Origin of the sequence: Mesorhizobium sp. B4-1-3, assembly GCF_006439355.1 — a bacterium.
In the GTDB taxonomy this organism is placed as follows: domain Bacteria; phylum Pseudomonadota; class Alphaproteobacteria; order Rhizobiales; family Rhizobiaceae; genus Mesorhizobium.
Genome location: NZ_VFTG01000043.1, coordinates 1 through 18093 on the forward strand (window position 1 = coordinate 1; position 18093 = coordinate 18093).

29 protein-coding genes and 1 pseudogene are annotated in these 18093 nt (G+C 63.3%); all 30 read left to right on the forward strand.

All coding sequences use genetic code 11. From position 1 onward, the window contains the following. Positions 1-76 (forward strand): annotated as a pseudogene (locus FJW06_RS28735) (elongation factor Tu); the annotation flags it as partial. A gap of 68 nt (positions 77-144) precedes the next feature. Further along, positions 145-453: a 30S ribosomal protein S10 gene (gene rpsJ / locus FJW06_RS28740; protein WP_006205468.1), complete on the forward strand. Its 309-nt coding sequence runs from the start codon at positions 145-147 to the stop codon at positions 451-453. 60 nt (positions 454-513) lie between these two features. Beyond that, complete coding sequence (rplC, locus tag FJW06_RS28745) at positions 514-1233, forward strand: 50S ribosomal protein L3 (protein WP_140756894.1); 720 nt, start codon at positions 514-516, stop codon at positions 1231-1233. After that, entirely contained in the window at positions 1233-1853 is a 621-nt protein-coding gene (rplD, locus tag FJW06_RS28750) for a 50S ribosomal protein L4 (protein ID WP_140756896.1), read from the forward strand. Before rplC ends, rplD begins: the two co-directional genes overlap by 1 nt. Beyond that, positions 1850-2143, forward strand: a complete 294-nt coding sequence (locus tag FJW06_RS28755) for a 50S ribosomal protein L23 (RefSeq protein WP_040983033.1) — start codon at positions 1850-1852, stop codon at positions 2141-2143. Before rplD ends, FJW06_RS28755 begins: the two co-directional genes overlap by 4 nt. Positions 2144-2165: 22 nt before the next feature. After that, on the forward strand, positions 2166-2999 hold the full coding sequence (gene rplB / locus FJW06_RS28760) for a 50S ribosomal protein L2 (RefSeq protein ID WP_140756898.1): 834 nt from the start codon (positions 2166-2168) through the stop codon (positions 2997-2999). Between the two features lie 16 nt (positions 3000-3015). Next, complete coding sequence (gene rpsS, locus FJW06_RS28765; protein WP_015317982.1) at positions 3016-3294, forward strand: 30S ribosomal protein S19; 279 nt, start codon at positions 3016-3018, stop codon at positions 3292-3294. 2 nt (positions 3295-3296) lie between these two features. Next, a complete protein-coding gene (rplV, locus tag FJW06_RS28770; protein WP_010909277.1) occupies positions 3297-3686 on the forward strand; it encodes a 50S ribosomal protein L22 in 390 nt (129 codons plus the stop codon). Beyond that, positions 3686-4420 (forward strand): 30S ribosomal protein S3, encoded by a 735-nt coding sequence (gene rpsC / locus FJW06_RS28775; protein ID WP_112129139.1) that lies wholly within the window; start codon positions 3686-3688, stop codon positions 4418-4420. The genes rplV and rpsC overlap by 1 nt, the downstream gene beginning before the upstream one ends. Positions 4421-4447: 27 nt before the next feature. Then, a complete protein-coding gene (gene rplP, locus FJW06_RS28780) occupies positions 4448-4861 on the forward strand; it encodes a 50S ribosomal protein L16 (RefSeq protein WP_027170364.1) in 414 nt (137 codons plus the stop codon). A 12-nt stretch (positions 4862-4873) separates the two neighbouring features. Further along, on the forward strand, positions 4874-5074 hold the full coding sequence (gene rpmC / locus FJW06_RS28785; protein ID WP_042642190.1) for a 50S ribosomal protein L29: 201 nt from the start codon (positions 4874-4876) through the stop codon (positions 5072-5074). A gap of 4 nt (positions 5075-5078) precedes the next feature. Continuing rightward, positions 5079-5318, forward strand: a complete 240-nt coding sequence (rpsQ, locus tag FJW06_RS28790) for a 30S ribosomal protein S17 (protein WP_023675136.1) — start codon at positions 5079-5081, stop codon at positions 5316-5318. 82 nt (positions 5319-5400) lie between these two features. Then, entirely contained in the window at positions 5401-5769 is a 369-nt protein-coding gene (gene rplN / locus FJW06_RS28795; protein WP_006205457.1) for a 50S ribosomal protein L14, read from the forward strand. Positions 5770-5781: 12 nt separating this feature from the next. Continuing rightward, positions 5782-6096, forward strand: a complete 315-nt coding sequence (rplX, locus tag FJW06_RS28800) for a 50S ribosomal protein L24 (protein WP_140756900.1) — start codon at positions 5782-5784, stop codon at positions 6094-6096. Continuing rightward, entirely contained in the window at positions 6089-6667 is a 579-nt protein-coding gene (gene rplE, locus FJW06_RS28805) for a 50S ribosomal protein L5 (RefSeq protein WP_140756902.1), read from the forward strand. Before rplX ends, rplE begins: the two co-directional genes overlap by 8 nt. Positions 6668-6693: 26 nt before the next feature. Further along, positions 6694-6999 carry a 30S ribosomal protein S14 gene (rpsN, locus tag FJW06_RS28810; protein WP_042642199.1) on the forward strand — a complete coding sequence of 102 codons (306 nt, stop codon included), beginning with the start codon at positions 6694-6696 and terminating at the stop codon, positions 6997-6999. 12 nt (positions 7000-7011) lie between these two features. Then, complete coding sequence (rpsH, locus tag FJW06_RS28815) at positions 7012-7410, forward strand: 30S ribosomal protein S8 (protein ID WP_042642201.1); 399 nt, start codon at positions 7012-7014, stop codon at positions 7408-7410. A gap of 89 nt (positions 7411-7499) precedes the next feature. After that, positions 7500-8033: a 50S ribosomal protein L6 gene (gene rplF, locus FJW06_RS28820; protein ID WP_042642203.1), complete on the forward strand. Its 534-nt coding sequence runs from the start codon at positions 7500-7502 to the stop codon at positions 8031-8033. 117 nt (positions 8034-8150) lie between these two features. After that, positions 8151-8513, forward strand: a complete 363-nt coding sequence (gene rplR, locus FJW06_RS28825) for a 50S ribosomal protein L18 (protein ID WP_095765507.1) — start codon at positions 8151-8153, stop codon at positions 8511-8513. 77 nt (positions 8514-8590) lie between these two features. Further along, positions 8591-9160, forward strand: coding sequence for a 30S ribosomal protein S5 (gene rpsE / locus FJW06_RS28830; RefSeq protein ID WP_027046810.1), 570 nt, complete (start codon positions 8591-8593; stop codon positions 9158-9160). Between the two features lie 25 nt (positions 9161-9185). Next, positions 9186-9383, forward strand: coding sequence for a 50S ribosomal protein L30 (gene rpmD, locus FJW06_RS28835; protein ID WP_027170355.1), 198 nt, complete (start codon positions 9186-9188; stop codon positions 9381-9383). A gap of 22 nt (positions 9384-9405) precedes the next feature. Beyond that, entirely contained in the window at positions 9406-9879 is a 474-nt protein-coding gene (gene rplO / locus FJW06_RS28840) for a 50S ribosomal protein L15 (RefSeq protein WP_040994634.1), read from the forward strand. Between the two features lie 256 nt (positions 9880-10135). Then, on the forward strand, positions 10136-11476 hold the full coding sequence (secY, locus tag FJW06_RS28845) for a preprotein translocase subunit SecY (RefSeq protein ID WP_140756904.1): 1341 nt from the start codon (positions 10136-10138) through the stop codon (positions 11474-11476). Beyond that, complete coding sequence (locus tag FJW06_RS28850) at positions 11473-12063, forward strand: adenylate kinase (RefSeq protein WP_140756906.1); 591 nt, start codon at positions 11473-11475, stop codon at positions 12061-12063. Before secY ends, FJW06_RS28850 begins: the two co-directional genes overlap by 4 nt. Positions 12064-12291: 228 nt before the next feature. Continuing rightward, complete coding sequence (gene rpsM, locus FJW06_RS28855; protein WP_027170351.1) at positions 12292-12660, forward strand: 30S ribosomal protein S13; 369 nt, start codon at positions 12292-12294, stop codon at positions 12658-12660. Between the two features lie 140 nt (positions 12661-12800). Further along, positions 12801-13190: a 30S ribosomal protein S11 gene (gene rpsK / locus FJW06_RS28860; RefSeq protein WP_006205444.1), complete on the forward strand. Its 390-nt coding sequence runs from the start codon at positions 12801-12803 to the stop codon at positions 13188-13190. 97 nt (positions 13191-13287) lie between these two features. Continuing rightward, entirely contained in the window at positions 13288-14298 is a 1011-nt protein-coding gene (locus FJW06_RS28865) for a DNA-directed RNA polymerase subunit alpha (protein WP_040983001.1), read from the forward strand. Between the two features lie 104 nt (positions 14299-14402). Continuing rightward, a complete protein-coding gene (gene rplQ, locus FJW06_RS28870; RefSeq protein WP_140756908.1) occupies positions 14403-14834 on the forward strand; it encodes a 50S ribosomal protein L17 in 432 nt (143 codons plus the stop codon). A 189-nt stretch (positions 14835-15023) separates the two neighbouring features. After that, positions 15024-16517, forward strand: a complete 1494-nt coding sequence (locus FJW06_RS28875; RefSeq protein ID WP_140756910.1) for a DegQ family serine endoprotease — start codon at positions 15024-15026, stop codon at positions 16515-16517. Positions 16518-16641: 124 nt separating this feature from the next. Further along, entirely contained in the window at positions 16642-17952 is a 1311-nt protein-coding gene (locus FJW06_RS28880) for a replication-associated recombination protein A (protein ID WP_140756912.1), read from the forward strand. The last annotated feature ends 141 nt before the right edge of the window (positions 17953-18093 follow it).

The window sequence follows — 18093 nt, forward strand, 5'->3', positions numbered from 1 at the left end:
AGAGAAGCTGCGCTTCGCCATCCGTGAAGGCGGCCGCACCGTCGGTGCCGGCATCGTCGTCACCATCAAGGAATAATTGGACTGAAACGGATCTGTCGCGGGCGCGGGAGCTGCCCGCGCCGCGCCAGAACAAGGAATTGACGCATGAACGGACAGAATATCCGCATCCGCCTTAAAGCGTTTGACCACCGGGTGCTCGACGCCTCGACGCGCGAAATCGTGTCGACCGCCAAGCGCACCGGCGCCAACGTCCGCGGCCCCATTCCGCTGCCGACGCGGATCGAAAAATTCACGGTCAACCGGTCGCCCCACGTCGACAAGAAGAGCCGTGAGCAGTTCGAAATGCGCACGCACAAGCGGCTTCTCGACATTGTCGATCCGACCCCGCAGACGGTTGATGCTTTGATGAAGCTCGATCTGGCCGCCGGTGTCGACGTCGAGATCAAGCTCTAAGGGATTGAGAGCGCGGTAAGGGGCGTGCCCCTGGCCCGGAACTCTAAAGGAATTGAACCGATGCGTTCAGGTGTGATTGCAAAGAAGGTGGGAATGACCCGCATCTACAACGATGCCGGTGAGCACGTTCCCGTCACTGTTCTCCAGATGGAGAACTGCCAGGTCGTGGCTCAGCGCACGCAGGAGAAGAACGGCTACACCGCCGTCCAGCTCGGCGTTGGCCTTGCCAAGGTGAAGAACACGTCGAAAGCGATGCGCGGCCATTTCGCCGCCGCCTCCGTCGAGCCGAAGGCGAAGCTCGCCGAGTTCCGCGTCTCGGCCGACAACATGATCGACGTCGGCGCCGAGCTGACGGTCGAGCATTTCGTCGCCGGCCAGAAGGTCGACGTCACCGGCACCTCGACCGGCAAGGGTTTCCAGGGCGTCATCAAGCGGCACAACATGGGTGGTGGCCGCGCGACCCACGGTAACTCGGTCTCGCACCGCACGCACGGTTCGACCGGTCAGCGCCAGGACCCCGGCAAGGTGTTCAAGGGCAAGAAGATGGCCGGCCACATGGGCGACACCCGCGTCACCACGCAGAATGTCGAGGTCGTCTCGACCGACGCCGACCGCGGCCTGATCCTGATCCGCGGCGCGGTTCCCGGCGTCAAAGGCGCTTGGATCCTGGTTCGCGATGCCGCCAAGGCGGCGCTCCCGGCCAATGCGCCGAAGCCTGCCGCGATCCGTGCCGCTGCCGCCGCCAAGAACGAAGCCCCGGCCACTGAGGGAGCCGAATAATGGATCTCAAGATCACAACGCTGGGCGGCAAGGACGCCGGCAAGGTGAAACTCTCCGAGGAGATTTTCGGCCTTGATCCGCGCGAAGACATCCTGCAGCGCGTCGTGCGCTGGCAGCTCGCCAAGAAGCAGCAGGGCACGCACAAGGCCAAGGGCCGCGCCGAAATCGCGCGCACCGGCGCCAAGATGTACAAGCAGAAGGGTACGGGCCGCGCCCGTCACCACTCGGCTCGCGCTCCGCAGTTCCGCGGCGGCGGCAAGGCTCACGGCCCGGTCATTCGCAGCCATGAGCACGAGCTGCCGAAGAAGGTCCGTGCTCTGGGCCTGAAGCATGCTCTCTCGGCCAAGGCCAAGAGCGCTTCGCTGATCATCGTCGACGAGCTGAAGCTCGCCGAAGCCAAGACCAAGGCGCTGGCGGCGAACCTCGAGACGCTGGGGCTGACCAATGCCCTGGTGATCGGCGGCGCCGAGCTCGACCAGAACTTCAAGCTGGCGGCTACCAACATCCCGAACATCGACGTTCTGCCCATCCAGGGCATCAACGTCTACGACATTCTGCGCCGCGGCACGCTGGTCCTTTCCAAGGCCGCCGTCGAGGCTCTCGAGGAGCGCTTCAAATGACCGACCTCCGTCACTACGACGTGATCGTCTCGCCGGCGATCACCGAAAAGTCGACCATGGCTTCCGAGCAGAACCAGGTCGTCTTCAACGTCGCCAAGAAGGCGTCGAAGCCGGAAATCAAGGCTGCCGTGGAAGCTCTCTTCGGCGTCAAGGTCACGGCTGTGAACACGCTCGTCCGCAAGGGCAAGATCAAGCGCTTCCGCGGCACCGTTGGCCGCCAGGGCGACGTCAAGAAGGCGGTTGTGACGCTGGCCGACGGCCAGTCGATCGACGTCGCGACGGGTCTCTGAGCAAGGCCGCGAGGACAGGACAATGGCACTTAAGAAATTCAACCCGGTAACGCCGAGCACCCGCCAGCTGGTCATCGTCGACCGCTCGGGCCTCTACAAGGGCAAGCCCGTCAAGGGCCTCACCGAAGGCCTGACCAAGTCGGGCGGCCGCAACAATTACGGCCGCATCACGGCCCGCTTCATCGGCGGCGGTCACAAGCGTTCGTACCGCATCATCGACTTCAAGCGTAAGAAGTACGATGTCGTCGGCACGGTCGAGCGTATCGAATACGATCCGAACCGCACCGCCTTCATCGCGCTGGTCAAGTATGACGATGGCGAGCTGTCCTACATCCTGGCCCCGCAGCGTCTTGCCGCCGGCGACAAGATCGTGGCCGGCGAAGCGGTCGACGTGAAGCCGGGCAACGCGATGCCCCTGGCCTCGATGCCGGTCGGCACGATCGTCCACAACATCGAGCTGAAGCCGGGCAAGGGCGGCCAGGTCGCCCGTTCGGCTGGCGGTTACGCCCAGCTCGTCGGCCGCGACCAGGGCATGGCGATCCTGCGCCTCAACTCGGGCGAGCAGCGCGTCGTGCACGGCTCCTGCATGGCGACCGTCGGCGCGGTGTCGAACCCCGACCACGGCAACATCAATGACGGCAAGGCCGGTCGCACCGTGTGGCGCGGCAAGCGCCCGCACAATCGCGGCGTGGCCATGAACCCGGTCGACCATCCGCATGGCGGCGGCGAAGGCCGCACCTCGGGTGGCCGCCATCCGGTTTCGCCCTGGGGCAAGCCGACCAAGGGCAAGAAGACGCGGTCCAACAAGGCGACCGACAAGTTCATCCTGCGCTCGCGCCATCAGCGCAAGAGCTAAGAAGAGGTAACGCCAAGTGACTCGTTCGATTTGGAAAGGCCCCTTCATCGACGGCTACCTTCTCAAGAAGGTGGACAAGGTTCGTGAAGGTGGTCGCAATGAGGTGATCAAGATGTGGAGCCGTCGCTCCACCATCCTGCCGCAGTTCGTCGGCCTCACCTTCGGTGTCTACAACGGCCAGAAGCACGTCCCGGTCTCGGTGAACGAGGACATGGTCGGCCACAAGTTCGGTGAATTCGCTCCGACCCGGACCTATTACGGTCACGGCGCGGATAAGAAGGCGAAGAGGAAATAATCATGGGCAAGGCCAAAGCTCCGCGCAGGCTTGCTGATAACGAGGCGCGTGCCGTTCTGCGCACGATCCGCATCAGCCCGCAGAAGCTGAACCTGGTTGCCGCGCTGATCCGCGGCAAGAAGGTCGCGACAGCGCTTTCCGACCTCGAATTCTCGGCCAAGCGGATTTCCGGCACGGTCAAGAAGACGCTGGAATCGGCGATCGCCAACGCGGAAAACAATCACGACCTCGACGTCGATGCGCTGGTCGTGGCGGAAGCCTATGTCGGCAAGTCGATCGTCATGAAGCGTTTCCACGCTCGTGGCCGCGGTCGCGCCAGCCGTATCGAAAAGCCGTTCTCGCACCTCACGATCGTCGTTCGTGAAGTCGAGGAAAAAGGGGAGGCCGCATAATGGGCCAGAAAGTCAATCCGATCGGGCTGCGTCTCGGCATCAACCGTACCTGGGATTCGCGCTGGTTCGCGAACACCGGCGAGTACGGCCAACTGCTGCATGAGGACCTCAAGATCCGCAAGTATCTCGAGAAGGAGCTCAAGCAGGCCGCGATCTCGAAGGTCGTGATCGAGCGTCCGCACAAGAAGTGCCGCGTCACCATCCACGCCGCGCGCCCGGGCCTCATCATCGGCAAGAAGGGCGCCGACATCGAGAAGCTTCGCAAGAAGCTGACCGAGATGACGAAGTCCGAAACGCATCTCAACATCGTTGAAGTGCGCAAGCCGGAAATCGACGCCACGCTGATCGCCCAGTCGATCGCCCAGCAGCTCGAGCGCCGTATCGCGTTCCGCCGTGCCATGAAGCGTGCCGTTCAGTCGGCCATGCGTCTCGGCGCCGAAGGCATCCGCATCAACTGCTCTGGCCGTCTCGGCGGCGCCGAAATCGCGCGTATGGAGTGGTACCGCGAAGGCCGCGTGCCGCTGCATACGCTCCGCGCCGATGTCGACTACGGCACGGCCGAGGCGAACACGGCCTACGGTATCTGCGGCGTCAAGGTGTGGGTGTTCAAGGGCGAGATCCTCGAGCATGACCCGATGGCTTCCGAGCGCCGTGCAACCGAAGGTGATGCCGCGCATGGCGGCGGCGGTGCTGGTGGCGAGCGCGAACGCGGCCGCCGTCGCGAGAACGCCTGAGACATTTGAGAATTTGGAGTTAGAACGATGCTGCAGCCAAAGCGCACAAAGTTCCGCAAGCAGTTCAAGGGCCGTATCCACGGTACCGCCAAGGGCGGCACCAACCTGGATTTCGGCGGTTTCGGGCTGAAGGCGCTTGAGCCGAACCGCGTAACCGCGCGCGAGATCGAGGCGGCCCGCCGCGCGATCACCCGCGAGATGAAGCGCGCCGGCCGCGTCTGGATCCGGGTGTTCCCGGACCTGCCGGTCACCTCGAAGCCGACCGAAGTCCGCATGGGTAAGGGCAAGGGCGCCGTCGACTATTGGGCGGCGCGCGTCAAGCCCGGCCGTATCATGTTCGAGATCGACGGCGTCAGCGAGGAGACTGCTCGTGAAGCGCTGCGTCTCGGCGCCGCCAAGCTCTCGGTCAAGACGCGCTTCGTGCAGCGCATCGCAGAATAAGGACAGGCGATCATGAAAGCCGAAGACATCCGGACCAAGACCCAGGATCAGCTGACCGACGACCTGGCCGCTCTCAAGAAGGAGCAGTTCAACCTGCGCTTCCAGAAGGCCACCGGCCAGCTCGAAAAGACCGCGCGCGTGAAGCAGGTCCGCAAGGACATCGCGCGCATCAAGACCATCGCCGCGGAAAAAGCCGCGGCCAAGAAGGGTTAAGACCATGCCAAAGCGCATCCTGCAGGGCACCGTCGTCAGCGACAAGAACGAGAAGACGGTCGTGGTCAAGGTCGAGCGTCGCTTCACCCATCCGGTGATGAAGAAGACCGTGCGCATGACCAAGAAGTACAAGGCGCACGACGAGAACAACGCACACAAGGTCGGCGACCAGGTGTTCATCCAGGAATCGAAGCCGATTTCGAAGGACAAGCGCTGGGTTGTCGTCTCTTCGGATCAGGCTTGATCCGGGCGAACGAACCGAATTTTGGACAGACCGGGGAGGGGTGAAGAACCCGTCCCGTTAGAAAAGAAGAAGGCGGCCAGTCATGATTCAGATGCAAACAAACCTCGACGTCGCGGACAATTCCGGCGCCCGTCGTGTCATGTGCATCAAGGTGCTGGGCGGCTCGAAGCGGAAATATGCCTCCGTCGGCGACATCATTGTGGTGTCGATCAAGGAAGCCATTCCGCGCGGCCGCGTTAAGAAGGGCGATGTGATGAAGGCGGTCGTGGTTCGCACGGCCAAGGACATCCGCCGCCCGGACGGCAGCGTGATCCGTTTCGACAAGAACGCGGCCGTTCTCGTCGACAATAAGAAAGAGCCGATCGGCACGCGTATCTTCGGGCCGGTTCCGCGCGAGTTGCGCGCCAAGAACCACATGAAGATCATCTCGCTCGCGCCTGAAGTGCTGTAAGGAGCCGGACCAATGCAAAAGATCAAAAAAGGCGACAAGGTCGTCGTGCTTGCCGGCAAGGACAAGGGCCGTTCGGGCGAAGTCCTGTCGGTGCAGCCGAAGGAAGACACCGCGGTTGTCCGCGGCGTGAACCTCATTCGCCGTCACCAGAAGCAGAGCCAGTCCCAAGAGGGCGGGATCATCACCAAGGAAGCGCCGATCCACCTGTCGAATATCGCGCTGGCCGACCCCAAGGACGGCAAGCCGACCCGGGTCGGCTTCACCATCCAGAAGGACGGCAAGAAGGTGCGCGTCGCCAAGCGTTCGGGAGAAGTCATCAATGGCTAAGGCTGAAACCAAGCAGGCGGCTGCCAAGAACGAGCCGCGCCTCAAGAAGGTCTACAACGAGACCATCCGCAAGGCGATGCAGGAGCAGTTCGGCTACGACAACGACATGCAGGTTCCGCGCATCGACAAGATCGTGCTGAACATGGGTGTCGGCGAGGCAACCGCAGACTCCAAGAAGCCCTCGGTCGCGGCCGAGGACCTGGCGCTGATCGCCGGCCAGAAGGCCGTGGTCACCCGCGCCCGCAACTCGATTGCCGGCTTCAAGGTGCGCGAGAACATGCCGATCGGCGCCAAGGTCACGCTGCGCAAGGAACGCATGTATGAGTTCCTCGACCGCCTCGTGAACATCGCGTTGCCGCGCGTTCGCGACTTCCGCGGACTGAACCCGAAGAGCTTTGACGGCCGTGGCAACTACGCCATGGGCATCAAGGAACACATCGTGTTCCCGGAGATCAACTACGACAAGGTTGATCAGGTCTGGGGCATGGACGTCATCGTTTGTACGACGGCGAAGACGGATGATGAGGCCAGAGCGCTGCTCAAGGCCTTCAACTTCCCCTTCCGCCAGTAACGGCAGCGAAAAAGGAAAAATCTGAAATGGCAAAGACCAGCTCAGTCGAGAAGAACAACCGGCGCCGTAAGCTCGCCGACCAGTACGCCGCCAAGCGCACGGCGCTCAAGGCCATCATCATGGATCAGTCCAAGCCGATGGAAGAGCGTTTCCGCGCCCAGTTGAAGCTTTCGGCACTGCCGCGCAACTCGGCCAAGATCCGCATCCGCAACCGCTGCGAGGTGACGGGCCGTCCGCGCGCTTATTATCGCAAGCTGAAGCTTTCGCGTATCGCGCTTCGCGATCTGGGCAATACCGGCCAGATCCCGGGCCTGGTCAAGTCGAGCTGGTAAGGAGACACTGAGATGTCATTGAGCGATCCTCTCGGCGATATGCTGACCCGCATCCGCAACGCCTATGGCCGCAAGAAGTCGAGCGTTTCGACCCCGGCCTCGCGTCTGCGTGCCCGCGTCCTCGAAGTGCTGAAGTCGGAGGGCTATATCCGCGACTACAGCCAGACCGACTTCGAAAACGGCAAGTCGGAAATCGAGATCGAGCTGAAATATTTCGATGGTGCCCCGGTGGTGCGCGAGATCGAGCGCGTCTCGAAGCCTGGCCGCCGCGTCTATGTCTCGGCCAAGTCGATCCCGCAGGTCGCCAACGGCCTCGGCATCGCTATCCTCTCGACGCCGAAGGGCGTCATGGCCGACCATGAAGCGCGCGAGCAGAATGTCGGCGGCGAGATTCTCTGCCAGATCTTCTGATCGGCCAAGAGATTGATGAATGGGCTTCGGTTCTCGGGATCGCGCCCGGGACTGGAACCTGAAACCAAAGAAGTGACGAGGACAACAAAATGTCTCGTATCGGAAAGAAACCCGTTTCGCTGCCCCAGGGCGTGACCGCCTCCGTCAATGGCCAGACCGTGACGGCGAAGGGCCCCAAGGGCGAGCTGAAGTTCGTGGTGAACGACGAAGTGCTGGTCAAGATGGAGAACAACGAGATCTCCGTCGAGCCGCGCGACCAGACCAAGACCGCCCGCTCCAAGTGGGGCATGTCGCGCACGCAGATCGTCAACATCCTGCAGGGCGTGAAGGACGGCTTCGAGAAGAAGCTCGAGATCACCGGCGTCGGCTATCGCGCGGCGCTGCAGGGCAAGAACCTGCAGCTGGCCCTCGGCTTCAGCCACGACGTGGTCTATGAGACCCCCCAGGGCATCACCATCACGGTGCCGAAGCCGACCGAAATCACGGTCTCGGGCATCGACAAGCAGCAGGTCGGCCAGGTCGCCGCCGAGATCCGCGAATATCGCGGTCCCGAGCCCTACAAGGGCAAGGGCGTGCGCTATGCCGACGAGCGCATCGTGCGCAAGGAAGGCAAGAAGAAGTAATCGGCCTGGCCCCGAAAGGCCAAGCCGGAGAGGTGTAACGCCGCGGGGAGCGGCCGCGGGAGGCTTGGCTTACCGCACAGGGTTGCCCCCGTTTTCTGAAGGCAAGGAACTGACATCATGGCAAGCCCCAAAGAAACCATCCAACGCCGCGCGCAGCGCGTGCGCCGCCAGCTGAAGAAAGTCGCCGGCGAGCGTCCGCGGCTTTCGGTGCACCGCACGTCGAAGAACATTTACGTCCAGGTGATCGACGACGCCAACGGCCACACGCTGGCTGCCGCCTCGACGCTCGAGAAGGACCTCAAGGGTTCGCTCAAGACCGGCGCCGACACCGCTGCCGCCGCTGCCGTCGGCAAGCTGATCGCCGAGCGCGCCGCCAAGGCGGGCGTCAAGGAAGTCGTCTTCGATCGCGGCCCGTACATCTATCACGGCCGCGTCAAGGCGCTGGCCGAGGCTGCCCGCGAAGGCGGTCTCAGCTTCTGATTTTTCGCCGCTGACGACCCAAAGGCGGCGTCAGTAATTAGCAACCCGTGCTTCCGGAAAAGAACAAGGACTAGGACATGGCACAGGAACGTAGAGAAGGCGGCCGCGGCCGAGAGCGTGAACGCGAAGAGCGTGACGACGGCATGGTGGACAAGCTCGTCCACATCAACCGTGTCGCCAAGGTGGTGAAGGGTGGCCGTCGTTTCGGCTTTGCCGCTCTCGTCGTCGTCGGTGACCAGAAGGGCCGCGTCGGCTTCGGCCACGGCAAGGCGCGCGAAGTGCCGGAAGCCATCCGCAAGGCGACCGAATCGGCCAAGCGCGACATGATCTTCGTGCCGCTGCGTTCGGGCCGCACGCTGCATCACGACGTTGAGGGCCGTTGGGGCGCCGGGCGCGTTCTGCTGCGCGCCGCCAAGCAGGGTACCGGCATCATCGCCGGCGGCCCGATGCGCGCTGTCTTTGAGACGCTCGGCATGCATGACGTGGTCGCCAAGTCGATGGGTTCGTCGAACCCCTACAACATGGTTCGCGCCACCTTCGACGCGCTGAAGAGCCAGATGCATCCGAAGGATGTGGCTGCCGCGCGCGGCATCAAGTACTCGACCCTTCAGGCCCGCCGCGGCACCGCCGTTGCGGCTGAAGAATAGTCGACACTGACCAGGGATTTCGACCATGGCCAAGAAAGCTACCAAGACCATTACCGTCGAGCAGATCGGCTCCCCGATCCGCCGGCCGAAGGAGCAGCGCGCGACGCTGGTCGGCCTCGGCCTGAACAAGATGCACAAGCGGCGCACGCTGGAAGACACCCCTTCCGTGCGCGGCATGATCGCCGCCGTCCAGCACCTCGTCCGCGTCGTGGACGAGGCGTGAACGGAAGCGCAGGAGAAGAATGATGAAACTCAACGATCTGCGTGACAAGGACGGCGCCACGCATTCCAGGAAGCGCCTCGGTCGCGGCATCGGCTCCGGCTCGGGCAAAACCGCTGGTCGCGGCGTCAAGGGCCAGAAGGCCCGTTCGGGCGTAGCCATCAACGGCTTCGAGGGTGGCCAGATGCCGCTCTATCGACGCCTGCCGAAGCGCGGCTTCAACAACCTGTTCGGCAAGAGCTTCGCGATTGTGTCGCTGGCCAAGATCCAGGCGGCGATCGACGCCAAGAAGCTCGACGCCAAGGCGGCTGTGACGGCTGAGGCCCTGGTTGCCGCGGGCGTCATCCGTCGCGCCAAGGACGGCGTGCGCGTGCTGTCCGACGGCGAGCTCAAGGCCAAGCTCTCCTTCGACGTCGCCGGCGCCTCCAAGGCCGCGATCGAGAAGATCGAGAAGGCCGGCGGTTCGGTGAAGCTGCCGGAAGCGGCCGCCGCCGAGTAACGGCGATTTGAAGCGCGGCCGACCGGGATGACTTCGCATTTTCCGTCGAACCGCGCTTTGATCAGATGAATGGGGCGGCCGCGTCAACGCGGCCGCTTGCATGTTTACGGTCCGGAGCTTATCTCGTGAGCTTCGGTGACACGCGCCGCCTGAGCTGCGGGCATCGAGCGTGACACGGAAGTCAATGAAGTAGAGCAGATGTCGTCCGGAAACCGCTCCACACTTTTCGGCATCATGCTCTAGCGGAGAATCAGGCATGGCTTCGGCTGCTGAACAACTAGCCTCCAATCTGAATTTCGCGGCCTTCGCCAAGGCCGAGGATCTCAAGAAGCGCATCTGGTTCACCATCGGCGCGCTGCTCGTCTACCGCCTCGGCACCTACATCCCGCTTCCCGGCATCAACCCCGACGCCTTCGCCCAGGCCTTCTCCTCGCAGAGCAAGGGCGTGCTCGGCATGTTCAATATGTTTGCCGGCGGCGCCGTGCAGCGCATGGCGATCTTCGCGCTGGGCATCATGCCTTACATCTCCGCCTCTATCATCATGCAGCTGATGACCTCGGTCATCCCGTCGCTGGAAGCGCTGAAGAAGGAAGGCGAGCAGGGCCGCAAGATCATCAACCAGTACACGCGCTACGGCACCGTGCTTCTGGCGCTGATCCAGGCCTACGGCATTTCGGTCGGCCTCGAAGGCGGCAACGGCATCGTCAACGATCCCGGCATGTTCTTCCGCATCTCAACCGTCGTCACGCTGGTCGGCGGCACCATGTTCCTGATGTGGCTCGGCGAGCAGATCACGGCGCGCGGCATCGGCAATGGCATTTCGCTGATCATCTTCTCCGGCATCGTCGCCGGCCTGCCGCGTGCGATCTCCGGCACGCTGGAGCTCGGCCGCACCGGTGCTCTGTCGACGGGCCTGATCCTCGCGATCATCGTTCTGGCCATCATCGTCATCGCGCTCATCGTGTTCTTCGAGCGCGCGCAGCGCCGCCTGCTCATCCAGTACCCGAAGCGCCAGGTCGGCAACCGCATGTTCCAGGGCGATACCTCGCATTTGCCGCTGAAGCTCAACACCTCGGGCGTCATCCCGCCGATCTTCGCGTCCTCGCTGCTGCTTCTGCCGGCGACCGTCGCGGGCTTCTCGCAGGCGACCAACATGCCGGCCTGGGCAAGCACGATCCTGGCCTCGCTCGGCCACGGCCAGCCGCTCTACATGATCTTCTATGCGGGCATGATCGTCTTCTTCGCCTTCTTCTACACGGCAATCGTCTTCAACCCGAAGGACACGGCCGACCAGCTCAAGAAGCATTCCGGCTTTATCCCGGGCTATCGTCCGGGTGAGCGCACGGCCGATTATATCGATTATGTTCTGACGCGTATCACCGTCGTCGGCGCCATCTACCTGGTGCTGGTCTGCCTGCTGCCGGAGTTCCTGATTTCGGCGACTGGCGTACCTTTCTATCTCGGTGGCACATCGCTTCTGATCGTGGTCAGTGTCACGCTCGATACGGTGGCGCAGATTCAGGGCCACCTGATCGCGCACCAGTATGAGGGCCTGATCAAGAAGTCGAAGTTGCGCGGGGGTAAGAGGAGCAGATGAGGCTGATATTGCTTGGGCCGCCAGGAGCGGGCAAGGGGACGCAAGCACAGAGACTGGTAGAAGAACACGGCATCCCTCAGCTCTCGACGGGCGACATGCTGCGTGCCGCCGTCCAGGCCGGAACCGAGGTCGGCAAACGTGCCAAGGCGGTGATGGATGCCGGCGAACTGGTCTCGGATGAGATCGTCAACGCCATCGTCGCCGAACGCATCGATCAGCCGGATTGCGCCAAGGGCTTCATTCTCGACGGCTATCCGCGCACGCTGGTCCAGGCCGACGCGGTCGAGGCCATGCTTGCCGAGCGCGGTATCGCGCTCGACACCGTCATCGAGCTGGTCGTCGACGACAAGGCGCTGGTTGGCCGAATCGTCAAACGCGCCGAGGATGCCAAGGCCGCCGGCCAGCCGGTGCGCAAGGACGACAACCCGACGGTATTCGAGGAACGCCTGCGCGAATATTACAAGAAGACGGCGCCGCTGACCGGTTACTACTACGCCAAGGGCAAGCTCAAGACCGTCGACGGCATGGCCACTATTGACGCGGTGACTGCCGAGATCGGCAAGGTGCTCGCGGCCGCAGCGAAGTAGGCCGGGCAGACAATTAACGATTGCGCTTGCGACAATTGACGATTGCGCTTGACTGAAGTGGGCCGTTGGGGTATGGCGGCCCGTCTTCCTATCAGGCATGGACTTTGCTTGCCCTTGCGGGCAAGGCATCCGCTTTGAACCAGGAAACTCCCGCAGGGGCCGGCCTCCACCGGACGCGGGGTAACTTGAACGCCGGCTCGTCCGGCCTACATGGAGAAAGAGAAGAAAATGGCTCGCATAGCCGGCGTTAACATTCCGACCAACAAGCGCGTCGTCATCGCGCTTCAGTACATTCACGGCATCGGCAAGAAGTTTGCCCAGGAGATCGTCGACAAGGTCGGCATCCCGGCGGACCGCCGCGTCAACCAGTTGACCGACGCGGAAGTGCTGCAGATCCGCGAGACGATCGACCGCGACTACCAGGTCGAAGGCGACCTGCGCCGCGAAGTCTCGATGAACATCAAGCGGCTCATGGACCTCGGCTGCTACCGCGGCCTGCGTCACCGCCGCTCGCTGCCGGTCCGCGGCCAGCGCACGCACACCAATGCGCGCACCCGCAAGGGTCCGGCCAAGGCGATCGCCGGCAAGAAGAAGTAATTAGGGGAGTGCGGGAGTAGGGCAGTAAGGCAATAGGGATCGCGTTTTCCCTACTCCCTTACCGCCTTACTCCCCTACTGCCTTCCCAAGGTGGAGCCGCTGGCATTACGGCGGTGTAGAGATCAACTGAAAGGACTATCATGGCCAAGGAAGCCGCTCGTGTTCGCCGTCGCGAACGCAAGAACATCTCGTCGGGCGTTGCCCACGTCAATTCGACCTTCAACAACACCATGATCACCATCACCGACGCGCAGGGCAATTCGATTGCCTGGTCGTCGGCTGGTGCCCAGGGCTTCAAGGGTTCGCGCAAGTCGACCCCGTTCGCCGCCCAGATGGCTGCCGAGGACGTCGCCAAGAAGGCGCAGGAGCACGGCATGCGTATGCTCGAGGTCGAGGTCTGCGGACCCGGCTCCGGCCGTGAATCGGCCCTTCGCGCGCTGCAGGCGGCCGGCTTCACCATCACCTCGATCCGCGACGTGACGCCAATCCCGCACAATGGCTGCCGTCCGCGCAAGAAGCGCCGCGTCTGATTTTTAAACGCCGCGCGAACGCCACGGCGTTCCTCCGCGGTTTTCCGTGTCGCCCGCCACGATTGGATGGTGGCGGGGCAAAGGAAGGAAGATATTTATGATCCAGAAAAACTGGCAGGAACTGATCAAGCCGAACAAGATCGAGTTCTCGTCGAAGAAGAAGACGCTGACCACGCTGGTGGCCGAGCCGCTCGAGCGCGGCTTTGGTCTGACGCTGGGCAATGCGCTGCGGCGCGTGCTTCTGTCTTCGCTGCGCGGCGCGGCTGTCACCGCCGTGCAGATCGACGGCGTGCTGCATGAATTCTCGTCCATCGCCGGCGTGCGCGAGGACGTGACCGACATCGTGCTCAACATCAAGGAAATCGCCATCCGCATGGAAGGCGACGGCCCCAAGCGCATGGTCGTGCGCAAGCAGGGTCCGGGCGCCGTGCTCGCCGGCGACATCCAGACCGTGGGCGACGTCGAGATCCTCAACCCCGACCACGTCATCTGCACGCTGGACGAGGGCGCCGAGATCCGCATGGAGTTCACCGTCGACACCGGCAAGGGCTATGTCCCGGCAGAGCGCAACCGCGCCGAGGACGCGCCGATCGGCCTGATCCCGGTCGACTCGCTCTACTCGCCGGTCAAGAAGGTCTCCTACAAGGTCGAGAACACCCGCGAGGGCCAGGTGCTCGACTATGACAAGCTGACCATGACTATCGAGACCAACGGCTCGATCTCGGGCGAGGACGCGGTCGCGTTCGCCGCCCGCATCCTGCAGGACCAGCTCGCGCTGTTCGTCAATTTCGACGAGCCGCAGAAGGAAGTCGCAGCCGAAGCCGTCACCGAGCTCGCCTTCAATCCGGCGCTGCTCAAGAAGGTCGACGAGCTCGAGCTGTCGGTGCGTTCGGCCAACTGCCTGAAGAACGACAACATCGTCTATATCGGCGACCTGATCCAGAAGACCGAAGCCGAGATGCTGCGCACCCCGAACTTCGGCCGCAAGTCGCTGAACGAGATCAAGGAAGTGCTGGCGGCCATGGGCCTTCATCTCGGCATGGAAGTGCCGGACTGGCCGCCGGAAAACATCGAAGACCTCGCCAAGCGTTACGAAGACCAATATTGAGCATGAATTCCAAGGATCGGCGGCGCGAGCCGCTCGATCCGACGGTCATGCGGAAAACCATCAGGGGCCGTGGCCTCTTGAACAACTGAAGAAGGAAAAGAGCCATGCGCCACGGTTTCAAAGGCCGTCGCTTCGCCCGCAGCGTAAGCCACCGCAAGTCGATGTTCGCCAACCTTGCCGTGTCTCTGATCGAGCACGAGCAGATCGTCACCACCCTGCCGAAGGCGAAGGACCTGCGTCCGATCGTCGAGAAGCTTGTCACGCTCGGCAAGCGCGGCGACCTGCACGCCCGTCGTCAGGTCATCGCCCAGATCGGCAACGAGCCGGTCGTGAAGCGCCTGTTCGACACGATCGCACCGCGTTACGCGCAGCGCAACGGCGGCTATCTGCGCATCATGAAGGCGGGCTTCCGCAAGGGCGACAACGCCGCGATGGCGGTGATCGAATTCGTCGACCGCGACACCTCGGCCAAGGGCGCCGCCGACCGTGCCCGTATCGAGGCGGAAGGCGCCAACGAGGAAACCGCGGCCGCCTGAAGCACGCGCTTTCATCAATGACTTCAAGGGGCCTTCGGGCCCCTTTTTGCATTTGGAGCGGTTTGAGCCGGGCTGAGGAATTTCACTTCCGGCTTCACGCTTTTGCGCGACAAGTATCGCAATTATGTGCATTAGCCTTTCATTTTGCACAATCGTCAGGACAATGGCGCCCGACTTGGAGGATTCGGAATGCACCTTAAACGGCTGTTTCTTGTTGGCCTTTGCGCGCTGGCCGCCTTCGTCGCTGCGCCGGCCATGCCGCAGGCATTGGCCGAGAACACCGCCAAGCCCGCCGATCCCGGGCTCTCCGATGTGCTGACCGACCTGTTGCATGGCGTCGAAGGCGAGAACGGCACGTCCGGACCCGACAAGCGCGTGCCCTTCGGCCGCGAGGAGGTGCAGCTCTCCTTTGCGCCGCTGGTCAAGCAGACGGCCCCGGCCGTCGTCAATGTCTATGCCTCGCAGACCGCCAAGGTGACGTCGCCTTTCGAGGGCGATCCCTTCTTCGAGGAGTTCTTCGGCCGCGCCCAGCCGCGCGCGCAGTCCTCGCTGGGCTCGGGCGTGCTGGTCGATCCGAGCGGCGTCATCGTCACCAATTTCCATGTCATCAAGGATGCCGATGAGGTGAAGGTCGCGACCGCGGACGGGCGCGAGTTCACCTCCAAGGTCATGCTGAAGGACGAGACGCTCGATCTCGCCGTGCTCAAGATCTCGGCCGACAAGCCGTTCCCGGTGATTGCCATCGGCGATTCCGACGCGCTCGAGGTCGGCGACCTGGTGCTCGCCATCGGCAACCCGTTCGGCGTCGGCCAGACCACCACCAGCGGCATAGTCTCGGCGCTCGCCCGCAGCCATATCGGCGTCTCGGACTCGGGCTATTTCATCCAGACCGATGCGGCCATCAATCCCGGCAATTCGGGCGGCGCGCTGATCAACATGGGCGGCCAGCTGGTCGGCATCAACACCGCGATCTACAGCCGCAGCGGCGGCTCGATCGGCATCGGCTTCGCCATTCCCTCGAACATGGTGCGCGCCTTCGCCGACGCCGCCAAGGCTGGGCTCGACTTCTTCGAGCGTCCCTATATCGGCGCCGAGTTCGAAATGGTGACGCCGCAGATCGCCGAATCGCTCGGCATGGAGAAGCCGACCGGCGCGCTGGTGTCGTCGGTGGACGCGGCCGGGCCCGCCGGCAAGGCCGGCCTCAAGCCGGGCGACGTCATCCTGTCGCTCAACAACACGCCGGTCGAAAGCATCGAGGCGCTCGACTACCGCATGGCAACGCTGTCGATCGGCACCAAGGCAACCTTCGCCGTGCTGAGCAAGGGGCAGCAGGCGACGCTGGAAATCCCGCTGGAGCGCGCGCCGGAAGGCGCCAAGGCCAGCGAAGTCACTCTGCGCGGCCGCAGTCCCTTTTCCGGCGCCAAGGTCGCGGAACTTTCGCCCAGGCTTGCTCAGCGGCTTGGCCTGCGCACTGATCTCAAGGGGGTCACGGTCATCGATATCAGCCGCGATTCGCCGGCTGCCGATTTCGGCTTCCAGCCCGGCGATATCGTGCGTGAGGTGAACGGCACCACCATCGACACCGCTGCGACGCTGGCACAGGTCGCCCAGCAGGACACGCGCTGGTGGCGCTTTACCGTCGAGCGCGGCGGGCAGATACTGCGCCAGGTGTTGCGTTATTGAGGCTGTCTGCCCATTTAGAGCATGATCCCGAACCGAAGATCCGCATAGCAAAAAGCGGGAACCGGCATTCGGACAAGATCATGCTCTCAAAAGAGCGGGATCGCATTTCAACCAAAAGACTTGCATGGCCGATCTGTTCAATTCCGATGAGCCGGAAAAGGCGCCGCCCGGGCGGCCGCTGGCCGACCGGCTGCGCCCAAAAAACCTCGGCGAGGTCGTCGGCCAGGAGCATCTGACCGGCCCCGACGGCGCGCTGACCAGGCTGATCGATTCCGGTTCGCTCGGCTCGATGATCTTCTGGGGTCCGCCCGGCACCGGCAAGACGACCGTGGCTCGGCTGCTCGCCGGCGAGACCAACCTTGCCTTCGAGCAGATCTCTGCCGTGTTTTCGGGCGTCGCGGACCTCAAGAAAGTGTTCGAAGCGGCAAAGCTCAGGCGAACCAACGGCCGCCAGACGCTGCTCTTCGTCGACGAGATCCATCGCTTCAACCGTGCCCAGCAAGACGGCTTTCTCCCGGTCATGGAAGACGGCACCGTGGTGCTGGTCGGCGCCACCACGGAGAACCCGTCCTTCGAGCTGAATGCCGCACTTCTGTCGCGAGCGCGTGTGCTGGTGTTCCGTTCGCTGGGCGAGGAAAGCATCGCCAAGCTTCTGGCCCGGGCGGAAGAAACCGAGGGCAGGGCGCTGCCGCTCGACGAAGAGGCGCGCGCGATGCTGATCCGCATGGCTGACGGCGACGGCCGCGCTTCGCTGACGCTGGCCGAGGAAGTCTGGCGCGCAGCTAAGAAAGGCGAGGTGTTCGGTCCCGAAGGCCTGCAGCGTGTCATCCAGCGCCGCGCGCCGATCTATGACAAGGGCCAGGACGGCCACTACAATCTGATCTCGGCTCTGCACAAATCGGTACGCGGCTCCGATCCGGATGCGGCGCTCTATTATCTTGCCCGTATGTTCGATGCCGGCGAGGATCCGCTCTATCTCGGCCGCCGGCTGGTGCGCATGGCGGTGGAGGATATCGGGCTCGCCGATCCGCAGGCGCTTGTCGTCGCCAATGCGGCCAAGGACGCCTATGACTATCTGGGCTCGCCCGAGGGCGAACTCGCCTTCGCTCAAGCCGCCGTCTACCTCGCCACCGCGCCGAAATCGAACGCCGTCTACACAGCCTTCAAGGCCGCGACCGCCGCGGCCAAGGAGTTCGGCTCGCTGCTGCCGCCCAAGCACATCCTCAACGCGCCGACCAAGCTGATGAAGCAGGAAGACTACGGCGCCGGCTACCGCTACGACCATGACGAGCCGGACGCGTTTTCCGGCCAAGATTATTTTCCGGAAAAGATGGGCCGGCACACCTTCTACGATCCGCCGGAACGCGGGTTCGAGCGAGATATCCGCAAGCGGCTGGAGTACTGGGCGAAGCTGCGGAGCGAGCGGAACAGCTGAGTTGCGCGGCCGGCGGTCGGCATGCTTCGCCGAGCCACGCCATGGTGGACCACGCCTGCTGCGGCATTGTGCCGGGAAACAAAAAATCCTATCAAGACGAACGGCTGGCGGGGGTCGCCGTGATTTTGTCCCGTGGAACAG